18 protein-coding genes are annotated in these 18,130 nt (G+C 62.9%); 11 read left to right on the forward strand and 7 right to left on the reverse strand.

The features are described 5' to 3' along the window. Positions 1–91: 91 nt before the first annotated feature. Together FHS69_RS13215 and FHS69_RS13220 are read right to left on the reverse strand one after the other, a co-directional pair. On the reverse strand, positions 92–610 hold the full coding sequence (locus FHS69_RS13215; protein WP_166778069.1) for a sterol desaturase family protein: 519 nt from the start codon (positions 608–610) through the stop codon (positions 92–94). A 50-nt stretch (positions 611–660) separates the two neighbouring features. Further along, positions 661–1,086: an acyl-CoA thioesterase gene (locus tag FHS69_RS13220; protein ID WP_166778070.1), complete on the reverse strand. Its 426-nt coding sequence runs from the start codon at positions 1,084–1,086 to the stop codon at positions 661–663. 91 nt (positions 1,087–1,177) lie between these two features. On the opposite strand from FHS69_RS13220, the gene leuC reads away from it, so the two are divergent. From leuC to FHS69_RS13270, 10 genes are all read left to right on the forward strand, one after another. Beyond that, positions 1,178–2,629: a 3-isopropylmalate dehydratase large subunit gene (gene leuC / locus FHS69_RS13225; RefSeq protein WP_166778071.1), complete on the forward strand. Its 1,452-nt coding sequence runs from the start codon at positions 1,178–1,180 to the stop codon at positions 2,627–2,629. Positions 2,630–2,642: 13 nt separating this feature from the next. Then, positions 2,643–2,801 carry an isopropylmalate isomerase gene (locus FHS69_RS13230; protein ID WP_067468179.1) on the forward strand — a complete coding sequence of 53 codons (159 nt, stop codon included), beginning with the start codon at positions 2,643–2,645 and terminating at the stop codon, positions 2,799–2,801. A 26-nt stretch (positions 2,802–2,827) separates the two neighbouring features. Then, complete coding sequence (locus FHS69_RS13235; protein WP_166778072.1) at positions 2,828–3,670, forward strand: N-acyl homoserine lactonase family protein; 843 nt, start codon at positions 2,828–2,830, stop codon at positions 3,668–3,670. Beyond that, positions 3,670–4,275: a 3-isopropylmalate dehydratase small subunit gene (leuD, locus tag FHS69_RS13240; RefSeq protein WP_172603200.1), complete on the forward strand. Its 606-nt coding sequence runs from the start codon at positions 3,670–3,672 to the stop codon at positions 4,273–4,275. The genes FHS69_RS13235 and leuD overlap by 1 nt, the downstream gene beginning before the upstream one ends. Then, positions 4,272–5,270, forward strand: a complete 999-nt coding sequence (locus tag FHS69_RS13245) for an NADPH:quinone oxidoreductase family protein (protein ID WP_067468187.1) — start codon at positions 4,272–4,274, stop codon at positions 5,268–5,270. The genes leuD and FHS69_RS13245 overlap by 4 nt, the downstream gene beginning before the upstream one ends. Positions 5,271–5,370: 100 nt before the next feature. Further along, complete coding sequence (locus FHS69_RS13250) at positions 5,371–5,697, forward strand: DUF1476 domain-containing protein (protein ID WP_166778073.1); 327 nt, start codon at positions 5,371–5,373, stop codon at positions 5,695–5,697. Positions 5,698–5,702: 5 nt separating this feature from the next. Next, positions 5,703–5,936: a BolA/IbaG family iron-sulfur metabolism protein gene (locus FHS69_RS13255; RefSeq protein ID WP_166778074.1), complete on the forward strand. Its 234-nt coding sequence runs from the start codon at positions 5,703–5,705 to the stop codon at positions 5,934–5,936. A gap of 35 nt (positions 5,937–5,971) precedes the next feature. After that, the gene (grxD, locus tag FHS69_RS13260) at positions 5,972–6,304 is read left to right on the forward strand and encodes a Grx4 family monothiol glutaredoxin (protein WP_067468195.1); all 333 of its coding nucleotides are present in this window, start codon (positions 5,972–5,974) and stop codon (positions 6,302–6,304) included. 294 nt (positions 6,305–6,598) lie between these two features. Continuing rightward, positions 6,599–7,381, forward strand: a complete 783-nt coding sequence (locus tag FHS69_RS13265; protein WP_094062653.1) for an NUDIX hydrolase — start codon at positions 6,599–6,601, stop codon at positions 7,379–7,381. A 112-nt stretch (positions 7,382–7,493) separates the two neighbouring features. Continuing rightward, positions 7,494–8,402, forward strand: coding sequence for a glycoside hydrolase family 5 protein (locus tag FHS69_RS13270; RefSeq protein ID WP_166778075.1), 909 nt, complete (start codon positions 7,494–7,496; stop codon positions 8,400–8,402). A gap of 10 nt (positions 8,403–8,412) precedes the next feature. On the opposite strand, the gene FHS69_RS13275 is transcribed toward FHS69_RS13270, so the two are convergent. Genes FHS69_RS13275 through FHS69_RS13295 form a run of 5 tightly spaced genes read right to left on the reverse strand, consistent with a single transcriptional unit; the run spans position 8,413 to position 15,458 of the window. Continuing rightward, on the reverse strand, positions 8,413–9,219 hold the full coding sequence (locus FHS69_RS13275) for a hypothetical protein (protein WP_166778076.1): 807 nt from the start codon (positions 9,217–9,219) through the stop codon (positions 8,413–8,415). Next, positions 9,216–10,145: a response regulator gene (locus FHS69_RS13280; RefSeq protein ID WP_166778077.1), complete on the reverse strand. Its 930-nt coding sequence runs from the start codon at positions 10,143–10,145 to the stop codon at positions 9,216–9,218. The genes FHS69_RS13275 and FHS69_RS13280 overlap by 4 nt, the downstream gene beginning before the upstream one ends. Positions 10,146–10,174: 29 nt before the next feature. Next, positions 10,175–11,641 carry a hypothetical protein gene (locus FHS69_RS13285; RefSeq protein ID WP_166778078.1) on the reverse strand — a complete coding sequence of 489 codons (1,467 nt, stop codon included), beginning with the start codon at positions 11,639–11,641 and terminating at the stop codon, positions 10,175–10,177. Continuing rightward, positions 11,638–13,524, reverse strand: a complete 1,887-nt coding sequence (locus FHS69_RS13290) for a glycosyltransferase family 2 protein (RefSeq protein ID WP_166778079.1) — start codon at positions 13,522–13,524, stop codon at positions 11,638–11,640. The genes FHS69_RS13285 and FHS69_RS13290 overlap by 4 nt, the downstream gene beginning before the upstream one ends. A 2-nt stretch (positions 13,525–13,526) precedes the next feature. Continuing rightward, positions 13,527–15,458, reverse strand: coding sequence for a cellulose biosynthesis cyclic di-GMP-binding regulatory protein BcsB (locus FHS69_RS13295; protein ID WP_166778080.1), 1,932 nt, complete (start codon positions 15,456–15,458; stop codon positions 13,527–13,529). A gap of 199 nt (positions 15,459–15,657) precedes the next feature. Between FHS69_RS13295 and FHS69_RS13300 the strand changes: the two genes are divergently transcribed. Continuing rightward, on the forward strand, positions 15,658–18,063 hold the full coding sequence (locus tag FHS69_RS13300; RefSeq protein WP_166778081.1) for a PAS domain-containing protein: 2,406 nt from the start codon (positions 15,658–15,660) through the stop codon (positions 18,061–18,063). The last annotated feature ends 67 nt before the right edge of the window (positions 18,064–18,130 follow it).

Genomic DNA, 18,130 nt, shown 5'->3' on the forward strand with positions numbered 1-18,130 from the left:
ACGAAGGTGAAAAGGTGTAACGGCCCTGCCGCCGGGATAGCTGTAACTGCCGTCCCAGTCGCCTGTTAGGTCGCAAGCATCCGCTATCGGATCAGGCCCCGGCGCTTTCGCGAACCTCGGCGATACCCGCTTCGCGCTGGCGTCTGAGTTCCGCTTTCAGCTTGGCGGGATCGCGCGCAAGGACGAAGCCGAAGCTGACGCCGCCCTCCTTGCCGATGGTTGCATGGTGCAGCTTGTGTGCCTGCACCAGACGTTTGGCATATCCGCGCTTCGGCACCCATCTGAAATAGCGCTGGTGGACCAGTCCGTCGTGCACCAGCGTGTAGATGATGCCGTAGAACAGGATCCCCAGCCCGATCCAAGTGCCGGGCCACCAAGCGCCCTCGCCCATGACGAGCGGGCTGCCAATGGCGAACATAGAAATGCTCATTGCTGCGCCGACGATGGCATAGAGATCGTTTTTCTCCAGCAGATTGTCGTGCGGTTCGTGATGGTCGCGATGCCAGCCCCAGCCGAAGCCGTGCATGATGTACTTGTGGCTCGCCCAGGCGACCCATTCCATCGCGATAACGGTCGCGACCACGATCAGCACGGGAACGAGAATATTCATCGTATCGGATATAGGGGCTCGCACGCGGCAGGCAAAGCCCGCAACATGGCTCAGGTCTCGGCGGGCTTGTCCTGCTTGCGGGGGAGGCCGAAGTAGTTTTCCGCCACTTCGCGGCTGATCCGTGCAGGGCGCAGGCTTTCGGCATCGATGCAGCACCACATGCTCTGCACTTCGGCCAGCACGTCCTCGCCGCGGCGAATCACCGTGTTGTAGAAACTGCGTGCGCCGGCAATCTTTTCCAGCACGGTCGTGGCAATCACCTCGTCATCGAGGAATGCGGGGCGACGATAGGTAATCTCATGCTTGAGCGCGACCCACGCCTTGCTCGCCACCTCTTCGGCCGGGGCCAGTTTCTGCCAATGCGCGAGGACGGTGTCCTGCACCCAGTTCAGGTAGCGCGCATTGTTCACGTGCCCCATGAAATCGATATCGTCCGGCAGGACCTTGATCGGAAATGTGAATGGCTTTGCTGACATTCATGTCAGTAGAGCAGGGAAAGGTTAAGTTTGGAAGACTCTTGTTTTGCCTTTTTGCGCGCCCTTCCATCCTGCCGCACATTCCCCGCCCATGGCCAGCACACCGCGCACGCTCTACGAGAAGATCTGGGACCAGCACGTCGTCGAACAACGCGATGACGGCACATGCCTGCTCTATATCGACCGGCATCTCGTTCACGAGGTCACCAGTCCGCAAGCCTTCGAAGCGCTGCGGCTGACGGGGCGCAGCGTACGCCGTCCCGACCTGACGCTGGCGGTGCCCGATCACAATCTGCCCACGACACCGCGCCTCGCGGCAGACGGGTCGCGTCTGCCGATCGCGGATGCGCAAAGCGCTGCGCAGCTGGCCGCGCTCGAACGCAATGCCCCTGCTTTCGGAATCGACTACATTGATGCAGTCGCAGCCGAACAGGGCATCGTGCACGTCGTCGGCCCCGAACAGGGTTTCTCGCTGCCCGGTGCCACGATCGTATGCGGTGACAGCCACACCGCCGCGCATGGCGGCGTTGGCGCGCTCGCTTTCGGGATCGGCACCAGCGAGGTCGAGCATGTGCTCGCCACTCAGACGCTCCAACTGCGGCGCTCCAAATCGATGGAAGTGCGGGTCGATGGCGATCTCGGGCCCGGCGTCACACCGAAAGATTTGATCCTCCATATCATCGGGGTCATCGGAACCGCCGGCGGTACTGGCTATGTGATCGAATACCGCGGCAAGGTTTTCGAACAGATGAGCGTCGAGGGTCGCCTCACGGTCTGCAATATGAGTATCGAGGGCGGAGCGCGCGCCGGACTGATCGCCCCCGACGACACGGTCTTCGCCTATCTCAAGGGTCGCCCCTACGCCCCGCAGGGCGAAGATTGGGAACGGGCGGTAACATGGTGGCGTTCGCTCGCCACCGATGAAGGCGCACGATTCGACAAATCGGTCGCGATCGACGCGGCGGGTGTCGAACCCACGGTAAGTTGGGGCACCAGCCCCGAAGACGTTGTGGCGGTCGGCGGCGTGGTGCCCGCGCCCGACAGCTTCGCGGATCCCTCGAAGCAGGAAGCGGTGCGCAAGAGTCTGGAATATATGGGTCTTGAACCGGGCACTCCGATCGAGGACATCGCGGTAGAGAACATCTTCATCGGCAGTTGCACCAACAGCCGGATCGAAGATCTGCGCGCTGCGGCGGAAGTGCTCAAGGGACGCACCAAGGCCGCGAATGTGCGCTGGGCGATCGCAGTGCCGGGCTCGGGGCTCGTCAAACGCCAGGCCGAGGCTGAAGGGCTCGACCAAATTTTCACCGATGCCGGATTCGAATGGCGCGAGCCGGGGTGCTCTGCGTGTCTTGCCATGAATCCGGACAAGGTTCCGCCGGGTGAGCGCTGCGCCTCGACCAGCAACCGCAACTTCGTCGGTCGCCAGGGACCGGGTGCACGCACACATCTGGTCAGCCCGGCGATGGCCGCTGCCGCCGCTGTTACCGGGCGTCTCGCCGATGTGCGCAAGCTCGCCCCTTGCCAAGCTGCCAGCGGCTGACCATTGAGATCGCATGACCAAGAAGCTTACCGGAAAAGCCGCCATTGTCGGGGCAATTGGCTCCGCCGCCGTTGCCGCTGCGCTACTCTATGCGAACAAGCGCAAGGACAAGAAGAATGGACCCCGCCAGCCGGGCCCCATTCCTTCGGGAGAAAATCCCGAAACCGATTGAGGTCGCTCGTCACAGGGGAGGTAGACATGTCGCCACATTCAGGAATTCTCGCCGCGTTCGCCGCGGTGCTCGCCATGCCGGTCGCGGTGTCCGCGCAGGAAGCGGCGGATGTCGAAATGTGGCGGCTCGATTGCGGGACACTCGAATTGAGCGATACCGGGCCGTTCTCCGACACGCATCTTTACGACGGCCAGCCCCGCCGACTGACCGACAGTTGCTACCTGATCCGCAACGGCACCCGCTACCTCCTGTGGGATACGGGCCTTTCCGGCGCGCTCAAGGGCACCCGCGAAACGCGCGGCGTGTTCACTTCGAGCGTCGACCGGACGATCGTCGAACAGCTGGGCGACCTCGGTCTCGCCCCCGAAGATATCGCGATGGTCGGGATCAGCCACTACCACAACGACCATATCGGCCAGGCAGCCGACTTCCCCCATGCCGAACTGCTGATCGGTGCAGGCGACGCAGAGGCGGTGATTGCGAACGGGCGCGAGGAAACGATCGCACAGCTCGCCCCGTGGTTCGGTGCTGATGCCGACGGCAAGGTTACGCGGATCGCAGGCGATCATGACGTGTTCGGCGACGGCACGGTCAGGATGATCGCGACGCATGGGCATACGCCGGGCCACAAGGCGCTGGTGGTGGAGCTGCCGCGGATGGGCACCTACATGCTGACCGGCGATCTCTATCACTTCGAGGAGCAGATCGAGAACGAGGGTGTCCCCACCTTCAACACCGACCGCGCCGATACGCTGGCATCGTTCCATCGTTTCAACCAGATGGCCGACAGCCTGGATGCCACTGTCGTGGTGCAGCACGAACCGCGGCACATCGAACGCCTGCCAGCGTTTCCGGAAAGCGCAAACTGATGAAAGCCGTTTCCACCATCGAAGGGCGCGCCATTCCGCTCGGCCTCAAGAATGTCGATACCGACGTCATCATCCCTGCACACTGGCTGAAGACGATCAGTCGCGAAGGTCTGGGCAAGGGTGCCTTCGAAACGATCCGCGCGGCTCCGGGCAATCCGTTCGACGTCGAGGATTTCGCCAATGCCCCGATCCTGATCGCTGGCGACAATTTCGGCTGCGGATCGAGCCGCGAACATGCCGCATGGGCCATGCTCGACATGGGACTGACCGCGGTTATCGCGCCCAGTTTCTCCGACATTTTCGCAGGCAATGCGTTCAAGAACGGCATTCTCGCAGTCGAGCTGCCACAGGAACAGGTTGATCGCCTGCTCGAAGTCGCGAAGGATCAACCGGTGACCATCGATCTCGAGAACCAGGTCGTCACCACCCCCTTCCAGGATCGCTTCGAATTCGAAATCGATCCGTTCCGCAAACGCTGCCTGCTCGAAGGGCTCGACGAGATCGGGCTGACGCTCGGCAGCGAAAGCGCGATTACGACGCACGAACATATGCGTCAGGGCAGCATGCCCTGGCTCGACAAACCAAAGAGGAGAGAAGCAGCGTGAAGGCAGTCCTGTCCAAGGAAGTCGGCGGCCCCGAAACCCTGGTCGTCGAAAATATCGACGAACCCACCCCCGGCAAGGGCGAGGTGCTGATCAAGGTCGCCGCCTGTGCGATCAACTTTCCCGATACGCTGATCATTCGCGACATGTACCAGTTCAAGCCGCCCCGCCCCTTCGCGCCTGGTGGCGAGATTTCGGGCACGATCGAAGCGATCGGCGAAGGGGTCAGCGATTTTGCCGTGGGCGATCGCGTGATGTGCGGTGTCGGCAATGGCGGCCTGCAGGAAAAGGTCGCGGTCGCGGCCGAACGTCTGTTCAAGGTTCCCGACGGGATCGACCTGGTGAAAGCCAGCGCGTTGCTCATGACCTATGGAACGACGATCCACGGACTGAAGGACCGTGGCGACATCAAGGAAGGCGAAACCGTGCTCGTGCTCGGTGCTGCCGGCGGGGTCGGCCTTTCGGCAGTCGAGCTGGCCAAGGCCTATGGCTGTCGCGTCGTGGCGGCGGTCTCCACCGAGGAAAAGGGCGAAGTCGCCAGGAAACACGGCGCTGACGAAGTCGTGATCTATCCCCGCGCCCCGTTCGACAAGGACACGTCGAAGCAACTCGCCAGCGACTTCAAGGCTGCGGTGGGCCCGAACGGTGCGGACATCGTCTACGATATCGTTGGCGGCGACTATTCCGAACCTGCACTGCGCGCCATCGCCTGGGAGGGCCGCTTCCTCGTGATCGGCTTCCCCGCCGGGATTGCCAAGATGCCGCTCAATCTCACGCTGCTGAAAAGCTGCGACATCCGGGGCGTATTCTGGGGCGCGTTCACTGCGCGCGAACCCGAACGCAATCAGCAGAACATCGCCGAACTGTTCGACCTGTGGAAGGCAGGCAAGATCGATCCGCTGGTCAGCGAGACCTACGATATCGAGCATGCGCACGAAGCGATCGCCAAGCTCGAGAACCGCGGCGCGATCGGCAAGCTGGTTGTGACGATGGACTGACCGGGTTCGGGGGCGCTTGTCGATCTATCGGACAAGCGCCCTTGCGGCCTCGATGGGGCGGGCCTATTCCGGCCGTGAAATTCCATCCGAGAGGACCATCATGACCGATTTCAAGGATCGCGAGCGCGCCGAAGAAGCGAAATTCGCGTTCGACGAGGAAAACGCCTTCAAGATCGCCGCCCGTCGCAACCGGCTGGTGGGCGAATGGGCCGCCGGCCTGATGGGCCTGACCGAAGAGGAAACCGACGCCTACAAGAAGGCCGTCGTACAGGCCGATTTCGAGGAAGCAGGCGACGAGGACGTGATCCGCAAGCTGCTGGGTGATCTGACCGCGGCCGATTGCGACGTGTCCGAAGCCGATATCCGCACCAAGCTCGAGGAATGCTCCGTCGAAGCGCGCCGCCAGTTCATGAGCGAACGGGGCTGATCGTCATGCCAATGGCAGCCGAGACAATCGTTTCGTTGATCGAACAGGCGCTGCCCGGCGCAACAGTCGAAATGCGCGACCTCGCAGGTGACAACGATCACTGGGCGGCCAAGGTCACCGCACCGCAGTTCGCGGGGCTGACGCGCGTCAAACAGCACAAGCTGGTGTATGACGCGCTGGGCGAACGGATGGGCGGCGAACTGCACGCCTTGCAACTCACCACGCAAGCCCCCACCTGAATTCCACCAACCCAATTCATACAAAGGACGGACCCATGTCCGACACCAACCAGCGCATCGCCGACATCGTCGGCGACAACGATGTCGTCCTCTTCATGAAGGGCACCCCTCTTTTCCCGCAATGCGGTTTTTCGAGCCGCGCGGTGGCCATCCTCGATCACTGCGGTGTCGCCTATGACAGCGTCGACGTGTTGCAGGACATGGAAATCCGCCAGGGCATCAAGGCCTATTCGGACTGGCCGACGATTCCGCAGCTTTACGTGAAGGGTGAATTCGTCGGAGGCAGCGACATCATGATGGAAATGTTCGAAGCCGGCGAACTCCAGCAGATGATGGACGAGAAGCAGGTTTCCAAGGCCGCGTCCTGAACCGCTTAAGCCGCTCGCCGGCAATTCCGACACTGATCAGAACGGGTAAGGCCCGCCGGGTGGAAAACCGGGCGGGCCTTTTATTCGTTCGGGGGCGCTAGGGGGCACACCCACGAAGACTGAACGAATGCACCGGACCGTGCATGCGCCATGCCAATCCACCCCAGGCGGCGCTTTCTTCCCGTTTGCGATGGTAAACGCGAATTTTGCCGCGTCGCTTAGTGTAAAGCAGCCCGACACCCCGCATTTACCTTTGCGCTTGGCAAGCTGCGCGGCCCTCGTCACAACTAGCCTATGAGAGAGACAATCGAGACCGGGCCCGACGGCATACCCGCCGCCACCGTCGTTATCTTCCGCAATGCGCCTGCGGGCGGCCCCCCTGAAATCCTGATGACGATCCGATCCCGCGAGATGGTGTTCGCCGGCGGGATGGCCGTTTTCCCCGGTGGCCGGGTGGATCCGGCGGACTTCGATCTCGGCGCGCGGATCGGCGGCCCACTCGATCCTGACGAGGCCGCGCATCAGGTTGCCGTCGTCCGCGAAACGCTCGAGGAAACCGGCCTGGCGATCGGGCTATCGGGCGAAATCGACGCGGACAAGGCGCGCGCTGCGCGCAGCTTCCTTCAACAGACAGGCGAACTCGCACCGGTGCTCGACCACTTCGGCTGGGACCTGGACCTGCAGCAACTAGTGCCCTTCGCGCGCTGGTTTCCCAAGAACGAGCGCATCCCGCGCGTCTACGACACGCGGTTCTACCTTGCAGATCTCGGGACGGGGGCGGTCGAAATCGAAGCCGATCTGTCGGAAAACACCCATCTGTTCTGGACCAGCGCACAGGATGCGCTCGCTGCGGCCGAACAGGGCGATATAAAGCTGATCTTTCCCACACGTCGCAACCTCGAGCGCCTCGCCCTGTTCGACAGTTTCGCCGCTGCACGCGCGCAGGCCGAGGCGATCCCCGTGCGCACGATCACGCCTTACATCGACGAATCCGAGGGACGCTCGTGGCTGCATATAGGCGAGGACTACGGCTACCCCGTAACCCGCGAGGCGCTCGAGACCGTGGCGCGGGGGTGAGCGCGAGTTGCGCGGTCCGTTCCCAGTTCTCACGCGGCGCACGCTGCTCGCTGCGGCAGCTGCCGCCTCACCGGCGCTGCTGTCCCCCCCGCTGCTTGCGCGACCCGGCGCCATGCTGACCGGTGCGAACCTTATCGAGGATCCCGCGGCTCCCTTTGGCAGCAGCATGGCACGCGAAAGCTTCAGACTGCTTGCCGAAGCTGGCGCGAATATGGTCGCGCTGATTCCCTTCTTCTGGCAGGCCCACGCCGCCGATCCCAACCTCGTGCGCGGCAGCGCGCTTCCCCGTGATCGGCTGCGTCGGGGCGTTCGAGATGCAGTGGATGCAGGATTGCAGGTGCTGGTCAAACCGCATGTCTGGGTGCCCGAGCGCTGGGCCGGCAGCGTGGTCTTCACCGATGAGAGCGCCTGGAGGCAGTGGTTCGCCGCCTATGAGGTAGCCTTGCTCGAATGTGCCGAGACAGCGCAGGAGACGGGCGCGGTTGCCTTCTCGATCGGGACCGAACTCGAACAGACCAGCGCACGGCCGGAATGGATACCGCTCATCGAGAAGGTCCGACGCATCTTTGCAGGGCAGTTGACCTATGTTGCGCACAATACCGCCGAAGCGGAGCGTGTCGGCTTCTGGGACCGGCTCGATATCCTATCTATCTCGACCTATCCGCCGCTTGGCGCGGCGACTGATCGTCATGGCTGGCGTACGGCAATGGAACGCGAACTCGGCGCTCTGCGCAGGCTGGCGGATCGGCATGGCAAACCCGCATGGCTGGGCGAAATCGGGCTGCGTTCGGCCCGCGGTGCCACGCGCAAGCCATGGGAGAGCGCCGAGGAACGCGCCGCTCCGGCCGATCCGGGGTTGCAGCGTGACGTCCTGCAGATGTGGTTCGACATCGCGCGCGCGCATGCAATCGAAGCGGCATTCGTCTGGCGCTGGCTGAGCGATCCGGCAGGCGGCGGCATTCAAGACACCGATTTCACGATCCAGAACAAGCCCGCGCAGGACCTGCTCGGCATGCGCTAGCGGTGCCGGGTCAGAACGAGAACCACACCCCACCGAACATGCCACGCTCGCGCAGCGCGTTCTCGCCGCCCAGCGTTCCCATGACGCCCAATTGCAGGGCGACCGCCGGCGCGACGGTGTAGACACCGCTCAGTTGGACGTTGTGATAGCGGTACTCGTCGAAAATGCCGCGTCCTGCCCCGTCGCTGATCGTGTTGAGCGATTGTGCCATCAGCAGGAAATCCGGGTCGGGCCGGTAGCCCAGCGTCAGATCTGCATGAAATTCGTTCGGCGGGTCTCCTGCGCGCAAGCGATAGCTGGCCTGGGCATCGACGAAGCCGGTATCGCGGCCGAAGGTGAGGTTGCGGAAACCGCGAAGACGCAGATCGTATTCGGCGTCGGTGCTGCCTACCTGCGCCAGGTTGTCGTCGCGCGAAACGCCCGGAATCCGCACGGTAGCCTCCGCGGCGAGCCAGCCGTCCTGATCCCCGGCAAAGCGGTAGCGCCCACCGATGTCGGTATAACCCAAGCCGCGGTCGTCATCGCCTCCCTCTACCGAAACGCTTCGGAAGCTGGGTTTGAAAAGCAGCGTGAAGTCGGGCGCGATCGCGTATTCGGCGAGCAGGAACAGCTCAACCTTCTCGTAGTCCGCAATATCGATCGTATTGCCGTTGGCATCGTAGCCCTTCGTGCTGTTGGAATAATAGAAGGTCGCGATGACCTGGCCGCGGTCGGCCTGCTGGTCGGCATCGGTCACGATACCCTCCTGCGCCAGTGCCGGAGCGGCGCCCGTCACACAGGCCAGGGCGATGGCATAAGCGCTGAATTTGCCGGTCATTGTCGCTCCAGAAGGACTTGTTTGGTGGTATCGATTATCGTGTCGGCGGTTAGCGCCAGATTGCGCGGCTCGGCCCAGGCGGCTTCGGTCCACAACGTCACGCGGTCGGACTGGATCGAGTTGCCATGCGGGATATCCGCCTGTTCCACCGCCTCGCGCGCCTTGCGGTTCCAGGCTTCGAGGTCGGCCGAATGCGGCGCGCCGGGATGGATGAGCATGAACGAACCCGGGCCATTGGCGACCATGAGAATGTCGAGCGCGGCGGGAATTTCCTGCAACAGGCGAGCCAGACGCTGCGTCAGCCGCGTCGCCTTCTCTTCGCCATGTAGCGCGCCATAGGCTTCGAAATCGACGATCTGGATGAAGCTGATCGCCGCCGGGCGATCCTGCGAGCGGCAATCGGAAATGACGAGATCGAGCAGGCGGCGCTTGAGCAGATTGCTGTCCGCATCGATCAGGCTCATCCCGGCCTGCCCCTGCCGGAGCGTTGCGTTCTGGACCTTCAGATCCTCTTCGCGCAGTTCGCGGCGTTGCTGCTCGCGCTTGATCCGCATCAGCGTACGCACACGTGCCAGCAGGCGGATTTCGTCGATCGGCTTGGTCAGGAAGTCGTCCGCCCCCGCCATATAGGCCTGATTGAGCAGTTCCAGGTCATTGGTCGCGGTAAGCATGAGGATCGGCATGTAGCGGGTGCGCCGTGACATGCGCATGTGCGCGCAAACCTCGAGCCCGTCGATATCGGGCATCATGATATCGAGGATCACCATCTGGAATTCGGTTTCGCCCTCGGCCTCTCCCTGCCCGTCGACGGTAACGCCGCATTTCTCGAGCGCCTCGTACCCACCGCAGGCGATTTCGACTTCGGTGAAGTTACCCTTGGCGAGCAGCGACTTGGTTATCAGCGCACTCTCGGGAACGTCATCCACGATCAAAATCTTGGATCGCCGGTTCTGACTCATGGCTGGACCTCGTTGCTCAATTCGTACACCCGCCAACGCGCTCCGTCATAGGCCAAGCGATACCCGCTCGCCCCGCTGTCATAGAGCGTCGGGAAAATTCGGCCAATCCGGTCGCTCCCTAGTCCCGACGCGCGATTGCGTACCACGAGCACATCCGCATCGGTACGGTTGCGCAGCGATGCCAGGCGGAACTGTTGCGTTCCGCTGCTCCAGACGCCCGTTGCATCGTTGCGCAGCGCGATCACTGCAGGGGCGGCTTCCGCGTCGAACAGGATTCTCTCGCGCCCGGTCAATGCCCGGGCAAGGCCGGTCAGTTCGGGATCGCTTTCTGCCACTGACCGGCTGAGCATCGCCGCGCGCCAGCGTTCGGTTTCATGCGCATTGTCGACGAACAGCAAAACGGCCCCGCCGATCAGGCCGGCTGACAGCAGATTGAGCTCGACCCGGTTGAGACGACTGATCGGCCAGCGTGCGACGCAGGCCGCCGCCGCGGTCACGCCCAGGCTCGCCGCAAGCGAAACCGACGGGAAGAAACCGAAGGTCTGCGACAGGAACATCCCCGCCAGCAGGGTGGCGGACACCGCCAGCACAGCATAACGCAGCGGCCCCATGCCCCGCGCGGCCACGAAAAAGGCGAACAGCACCGGACTGACCGCAAACAGGCTGACCGCGGAAAGCAGCAGGTTGCGCACGTCGGACCCGTTGCCGCCGGGCGCCGTGTCGGCCCCCAACCCCGCGCCCTCGCGGCTGATCGTGTGGATGAAAGCGGTTCCATCGCCCACGAATACCCAGTTCACATACATGAAGGACAGCAGGCAGAAGATCATCGGGAACAGCAGCATCAGATACATCGGTATCGGTGCATTGCGCAGCCGGTCCGCGGGCATGACGAGCGCGAGGAACGGCAGGCTGGCGAAGACCAGCAGCATGCCGAAGGGATGCGCGAACGCCATTAGCGACAGGCCCACCGACACCAGCATGAGATCGTTGACCCGCTCGCCGCGGCGCAGGCTGAAAGTGCCCAATGCGGTCAGCCACAGCCCCCAGTGGATCATCATAAAGCCGATACCTTCGGTGGCAGCGCGCAGGAAGACCGGGTTGAGTGCAAGCGCCGCGCATGCGGCGCCGGCCTCGAGCAGCGACAGGCCGTTGGCGCGAAAGGCACCGAACCATGCTACCACCAGCAGTCCCGCCAGTACCGCGCTGGCGACTGCCAGATCGATTGTATCGGACAGCGGGAAGACGTAGCCCAGCCCGATCGCGGAAATATATGGCAGTGGCGGAAAAGCGGTAACGACGTTTTCGAAGCGGATCATGCCGCCAAGCGTCAGCAAAGTCCGTCCCTGCAGGTCGAGATTGCTGGCCGAGACATAACCGCGCGTCCACAGCAGCACCGCCAGCGCGACGATCATCGCGGCGAGCACCAGCGGGAACAGGTAGGGGGCGAAAGCGCGCCAGGTCATCCCGCCAACTGCCCTGCCTGCGCCTTGCTGACTTCCGAGGCGGTATGCTTGGACAGGCCGTGCTCGGTCTTTTCCCAGTAGAACGGTTTGGTGATGAGCTGCCACGCGCCCTTCCATGCAGCGACCGACATCAGCACCCAGTACCAGAACACCGTCAGACTATAGGGTGCCAGCGACAGCCAGTTTCGGCGGAACGGCGCCAGCATCATGATGAACATGAACAGTCCGTTCCCCGCCAGCAGGTTGAACAGCGACAGGTACAGCAGAACTGGCGGGAACAGCGGATCGAACACCCCGGATTCGGTCAGCAGCCAGAAGATGAAGATCAGCCAGAACAGCGGGTTCAGCAGTCCCGACAGCATGGTGCCACCGATGAAGAAGATGAACCCAAGCACGCCGAGCGGGCCGATGGTTTTCATCAGGTGGATCGGGCGGCGCGTATGCACGAGGAAGGTCTGCATGTAGCCCTTGATCCAGCGCGAGCGCTGCCGGATCCAGTTGCTCTGCGACACATTCGCTTCCTCATAGGTGGTCGAGGCGGCAAGCCGGACTTCGTAGCCCTTCTGCGTCAGCCGGATACCAAGATCGGCATCTTCGGTGACGTTGAAGGGGTCCCAGGCACGCAATTCGCGCAGCACGTCCATCTTGAAGTGGTTCGACGTCCCGCCCAGCGGGATCGGCACCTTGAGCTTTTCGAGCCCGGGCAACATGAGATCGAACCACAGCGAATAGTCGAGCGTGAACAGGCGCGTGAGCCAGTTCTCGTCGCGATTGAAATAGTTCAGCCGGCATTGCACGCAAGCGACATTGTCGGGCGCACGATCGAAGGTGACCACCACCTTCTTGAGCTGATCGGGTTCGGGCTTGTCCTCGGCGTCGTAGATCACGAGATACTCGCCCCGCGCAAACTGCAGCGCATAATTGCAGGCCTTGGGCTTGGTCTGCGGTTGCGAGGGCGGAACGAGGATGATTTCGAAAATGTCCTCCAGCCCCAGCGCGGTCGCGGCATCGATGGTCAGCTGATCGCCCTCCTCGAGGACGATCTTGATGTCGAGCCGGCTGGTGGGATAATCCAGTTCGCGCAGCGCATTGGCAAGGATCGGCAGCACGTCCGGCTCGCGGAACATCGGCACCAGCACGGTGTAGATCGGCAAGTCCTCGTTGCGCAGCAGGCTGACCGCGGTGTCGAGCCGCCGTTCGCTGGCATGCTGGTTCTTCCCGCCATACCAGATCAGCACGCTCTTGAAGAGGAAATTGCCGAGATAGAAAACGGTCATCACGAGGTTGATGACGATCAGCGTGGCAATCGGCTCGACTGCCAGCCCGATCGCCGTGGCCGTTACCAGCGCCCATGCGACCACTAACTGGACCGGCGTGAACACCGTCTGCGCGGACATCACCGGATCGTAATTGGCGAGATCGAATACCGCCGCATCGAGATAGCGCTCGGAGAACACCTCCTGCACCGCTCGCTGGATATCCTTCTTGGGCGCGATGCGGATCTTGACCCCCTCGCCCCATTTGCGGCGGGCATAAAGGATAAGCTCGGGTCCGGGGCGTGCAGTGACAATGGTGGTGGCGCCGTTCTCTGCGCGCCATGGAACGGCCAGTTCGCGCATGTAAGTCGCGACATCGGCTTCCTCGAGCAGATCGCGGTCCAGCGGATCGCGTTGCAGATCGACCAGTTCGACGCTGAACCGCTCGGCCAATGCGGTGTAGTATTCATCCTCCGCGATCCAGTTCTTCGTCAGCATGACGTCGGCGAGGTTGGCGCCCCAGCGCACCGCCAGTTCGCTCGCCTCGTTCAATTGCTGCGGCGTGACGAGGCCACGCTCGGCGAGGAAATCGCCGGTCCAGCTATCGATCGAAAGGAACCGCCCCACGGTCAGTCCTTGGATTTGTTCGAAGCGATCACGCGGCGCAACAGGTATACGAAGCCGAGCGTCACGAGAAGCCAGCCCAGACCGATCAGCCAGAGCCTGTAACGCTGGAGAAACTTCGAAATCGTGTTCTCTTCGGGGTAGCGGATATCGATCAATCGCTCGCGCTCGTCATGAAACGCGAAGTCGACCTGGTCCCCGGCAAGAAAGGCGACATTGCCATAGCCCAGCGCCGGCGGGCTCGCGCTCGATCCGAGCGTGGCAAAGTCGCTCCCGGGACGGATCCACAGCACCGAGCGACCATTCTGTTCGAGCAACTGGACGGTGGTCAGCGCATCGATCGCGTCGCGATCGAGGATCGTTTCACCGTTCTCGCCGCTGATTTCGATCGCTCCCTGGGTGAATTGGACCTTGGGTTCGCTGCCCGCCGGCGCATCGGCGCCTACGTAGACCACTGCGCCATTGGCGGGCATGCCATCGAAGGACACGCCCACAGGCCCTTCGCCGCTGGCCAGCGGGTTCAGCAATGCCGCCACCGGGGCAAGGCTGGCGGCGTCGGGCATCACCACGGTGAAACCGCCATTGAGGACGCTCGGAAGATCGGAAAAATCCTGCGGAGACCCTGCCTCACCCAGTTCGATGCGGCTCGAAGGCAGCAATTGCGCGGGATAGCCCTGCGGGACATATTTGCAGTCGCCACCCGCGGCCTGCCTCATCACGCTGACTTCGAGATTGTTGAGCGTATTGGCGAGACCTTCGGGCAGGTCGACCACGATCTGGGTGCGCCCATCCTCTTCGGCTTCGGCACTGGCAAGCAGTACGCCGTTGAACAGGACCGCGATGACGGGGCGCGCTTCGCCACCATCTTCTGCCACCGCAACATCGAGTGTCAGGCCGGTGATGCGCTTCCCTGCGGGGATTGCAGTCGCCGGGATGGCGACGTTCCACTGCCCGCGATCCGCAATGCTCTGGGCCGAGCTATCCGCGCCGAGATCCGCAATGGTCAGCGTCACGCGTTCGCCATCGGCCGAACCACGGCGCGCCGTCGCGAGACTGGACGATGCAGCTATGCTGTTCCAGCGACTGCGGAACAGGCGCGCGCTGGCGACCGGGTCCTCGCCGCCGATCCGGATCGACGGTGCCCCGCCCTCGTTTTCCACGGACAAGGCGGGCGCCGACGCATCCGCGAAACCGATCCGGCCAATCCGCCAGCCGTCCTGCGTCGCCGCATCGTCGGCGCGGGCCCCGCCCAGACGCGAATCGGAACCGCCAAGCATCAGCGTCAGCGCAGCTGCCAACTGTGCCTCGCTCGCTTGCGAGGGCAGCGATAGATCAAGCGCTGCGGGCATGACCGAAGCGACGGTGGAAACGCGGCCGAGACTTGGCCCTTGCAATCGCGCGCGCAGTCCACCTTCGCCAGCGAATGCGAGATAGGCTCCCGACAGGCGCTGATCGACGCAGCGGTCCTCGGTGATTGCTCCCGAATACACGATACGGGTTGCCAGAAATCCGTCCTGCGCCAGCGCGGGATCGACCGGAATGTCGATTACGCCTTCCGATAGGCCCTCGGGCAAGGCGGCAGTGTATTGCGTCCGGCCGCCAATCTCTATCGCGATCGAACGCCGGCTCCCGAACGACGAATCCGCACGATAGGGCAGCGTGAGGCGCAGGTCGTCGACGCCCACTCCGGCAGGTACGGGGAAGTACAATGTACGGCCGCCCGAGAGACCTTCGATTTCGAAGCCGTTGTCGAAGCCGAGTTCATCGAGCGTGATGACCCGCGTGACAGGAGCGAACGAGACCGCAGCCGCATCGGCCTCAGCCGGCGCGGGAACGCTCGGTACGGGGGCTTGCGCGGCCCCGGAAGAGGCCAGAATGGCGCCTGCCGCGATGGCGGATAAGAATTTCTGCTTCTTCATATCGGTCCCTGTACGCATGCATTCATTCCGCCAGCGCATTCCTTATCGAAGAAAAAGAAGCGGTTGAAAGGAATTGAAAACCCCAGCATTCTCGCCGAAATGCCACATTCAACTTCTTTATGGAACCGAGAACCGGGGTTACCCGGGATTGTACCTGCGGTGTCTTTCTTGCATATCGGACAGACAGTTGTGCCAAGCCGATGAATTGAGCCCCTTGATGATGAGTATTGATGTCCTGTCGGTTGTGCTCGGTTTCGTCGCCGGCTTGGCGGTGCTCGGAGCCCTCGTGGCGTACCGTTCACGCAGCCAACCAGGCCATGGGACGTCGTCCGAGACACTCGGAACGCCCACGGTCGGCAGCACGGACGACGTTGCAAATGGTGCGTACTTTGCTGAATTGGCGCGCACCGTGCCGGACATGGTGGTGGTCATCGGACCCGATCGCGTGCGCCGCTACATCAGCCCAGCCTGCGAGTGGTTGCTCGGCTATCCACCCGAAGAAATGATCGGGCAATCGCCCATCAACGGGATCCACCCCGACGACCGCGCCACTACGATGGAAGCCAGCGAGCGGCTGTTCAAGGGCGAGGTCTCGGTCGCGCTCACGACCTATCGCCATCGCCATGCGGATGGCCACTACGTCTGGCTCGAAGCCCATTTTGCCACGCGCTGGAACGAGGATGGTGAGCTTCGCGACTATGTCGGCGTGGTGCGCGACATTGGCGGGCGGCGACGCGAAAAGCTGCTCGATACCGAACGCAATGCGCGCATTCGCGAAAACAACCGCCTGCTGCAGATGGCGGAGCAAGTCGCCAATGTCGGGCACTGGCGCGTCGATGTTCAGGAGGACACGCTGATCTGGTCGGATCAGGTCTATCGTATTCACGGGGTCGACAGCGATTTCACACCTACCGTCGCCGACGGCCTCGAGTTCTATTACGAAGAGGACCGCGAGCGGGTCAGCGAAATGGTCGGCAAAGCCTTCGAGGAAGGCGAGGATTTCAGCTTCCAGGCACGCATCGTCCGCCCCGATGGCGAATTGCGCCACGTCGCCAGCGTGGGCCATGCCGAGACCTCGCCGACCGGCGAAGTGATCACGGTTTTCGGTGTCTTCAAGGACATCACCGAAACCGTGGTGGCGCAGGAGCAACTGCGCCAGTCGCGCGACGAGGCCGAACGCGCCTCGCAAGCCAAGGCCCATTTCCTCGCCAATATGAGCCATGAAATCCGCACGCCGATGAACGGGGTGATCGGTTTCGCCGACCTGCTGCTCGAGAGCGAGCTGGCCGACGAACATCACGAATATGCCCGGATGATCTCGGATTCGGGCAAGGCGATGCTGCGGCTGCTCAACGAGCTGCTCGATTTGTCGAAGATCGAGGCCGGCCGTATGCAGCTGTCGCGCGAAGCGGTCGACTACGGCCATCTGGTCCGCAGCAGCGTCCGTCTGTTCGAACCCAACGCCAAGGCCAAGGGTATCGCGCTCGACATGGAAATCGCGGACGACCTGCCCGAGGGCGTGGGCGACAAATTGCGCGTGCGCCAGATCATCCTCAATCTCATCGGCAATGCGATCAAGTTCACCGAAGAAGGTTCGGTGCGGATCCGGGCGCGCGAAGAGAACGGCAAAATCGTGATCCGCGTGATCGATACCGGACCCGGCATCGCGCCTGACAAGCTGAACTACATTTTCGAAGAGTTCACGCAGCTTGAAACCAACGCCCCTCCGGGAACGGTGGGATCGGGTACGGGCCTCGGCCTCGCGATCGCGCGCCAGCTTGCCGAACTGATGGACGGCGAACTCTCGGCCAGTAGCGAGATCGGCAAGGGCTCGGTGTTCACGCTTACCCTTCCGCTCGTGCGGTGCGGCGCGCAGGCCCCCGCCAAGGCATTGCCGAGTGATGCCGCCTCCTTCCGCACCAGCCTGGTCGGTCGGCATGTGCTGCTCGCCGAGGATGCCGACATCAATCGCAAGCTGGCAGTGGCCATGCTTTCGCGGCTTGGAATGACTGCCGACATCGCCGAGGACGGTCGGCAGGCGGTCGAGCAGGTTCGTGCAGCGCGTGCGCGCGGCGAGATGTTCGACGCTATCCTGATGGACATGCAGATGCCGGAAATGGACGGGCTCGAAGCCACGCGCACGCTAAGGGCCGACGGCTTCACCGCGAACGAGCTGCCGATCATCGCAATCACCGCCAACGCCTATGCCGACGATATCGAGCAATGCCTCGAGGCGGGTATGCAGGACCATCTGGCGAAACCAATCGCGATCGAGCGTCTGGGTCCCTGCCTCGAACGCTGGCTGGTTAAGAAGGCGCCCGCCGCGCCCGTTGCATCGCGCACGGTGCCCAGCGAGGAGGATGAAGCGCGGCAGATGTACGAGCAGCGCAAGGCTCGACTGCGCGACCAGCTCGCGGAGATCGACACCAGCCAGGTTCCCGGCACCGAACAAAGCGGGCATCTGCGCGATCAGCTCCACGTCATGGCCGGGATCGCCGCGCATTTCGGCGATGCCGAACTCGGCGACCTCGCCCGCAAGACCGAACGCGAGCTGAAGCTGAATACCGATGACGGCGCATTGGCCGCGGCCATCGACGAGCTGCAAACCTGGTTCGAGCGCTAGGCGGAAACCTTCCGCATCAGGAAGACGCCATTCCACTCCGAGTCGATCCACCGGAGAATTGACGGAT

The organism is Qipengyuania flava (genome assembly GCF_011762005.1).
GTDB lineage: Bacteria > Pseudomonadota > Alphaproteobacteria > Sphingomonadales > Sphingomonadaceae > Qipengyuania > Qipengyuania flava.